Genomic DNA, 852 nt, shown 5'->3' on the forward strand with positions numbered 1-852 from the left:
CTTAGAGCCTGTTCAAAGTCTCCCCGAGGGTATGAGAATCTCGGGGAGTGAGAAAGAACTATCCGAGCGACATCAGTCGCGAACAATTCGAGACCATCAAGCCACTCTTGGAGAGCGCGCGCAGGAAGACTGCGCCGCGCAGAGTGGAACTTTACGAGGTGTTCTGTGCAGTGCTGTACCTGCTCAGAAGCGGTTGCCAGTGGCGCATGCTGCCCGAGGATTTTCCCAAGTGGCGCACGGTGCATGCGTACTTTGCCATCTGGAGCGAGCCGCGCGAAGGCGGTAGCCTGCTGGAGCAGGCCTTAAAAAAATCAGGTTGGCGTGGCCCGCGAGAGACTGGGGCGCAACGCCTCAAGCGCGTTCTTGATAGTGGACGCGCAGAGCGTGAAGAACACGGACACGGCGGCTTCGAAGGGCTATGACGCGGGCAAGAAGGTCTCGGGCATCAAGCGCCACATTGCAGTGGACACCCAAGGGCTGCCGCATGCCATTGAGGTGACCACGGCAGAAGTGACAGATCGCAAAGGGGCGCTACAGGCACTGCAGCGCTGCACACCTGCTTTGGGCCGGGTGCAAGGTCTGCTGTGTGACAGCGGCTATGTGGGTAAACCGTTCGCCCAGGGCGTCCAAGACATTCTGGGCGGACACGTCAGCGTGCAAATTGCCAAGCGCAGTGAACTGCATACGTTCAAGGTGATGCCCCAGCGCTGGGTGGTCGAGCGCAGTTTCGCGTGGCTGGAGAAGAACAGGCGGTTGTGGAAGAACTGCGAGAGACGGCTCAACACCAGCCTGCAGTTCATCCACTTGGCGTTCTTGGCTCTACTGCTCAAAAGACTTTGAACAGGCTCTTAG

Annotated in this window: 1 protein-coding gene; it reads left to right on the forward strand. The window is 58.9% G+C overall.

What is annotated here, in order from left to right; translation table 11 throughout:
* Window positions 1-47: 47 nt before the first annotated feature.
* Window positions 48-840, forward strand: a protein-coding gene (locus tag ACX12L_RS22965; RefSeq protein ID WP_459264576.1) for an IS5 family transposase whose coding sequence is annotated in 2 segments (ribosomal slippage) — window positions 48-307 and window positions 306-840 — 795 coding nt in all. Because the reading frame shifts where the segments join, the coding sequence is not laid out codon by codon here.
* Window positions 841-852: the final 12 nt, after the last annotated feature.

The organism is Alicycliphilus sp. T452 (genome assembly GCF_054512775.1).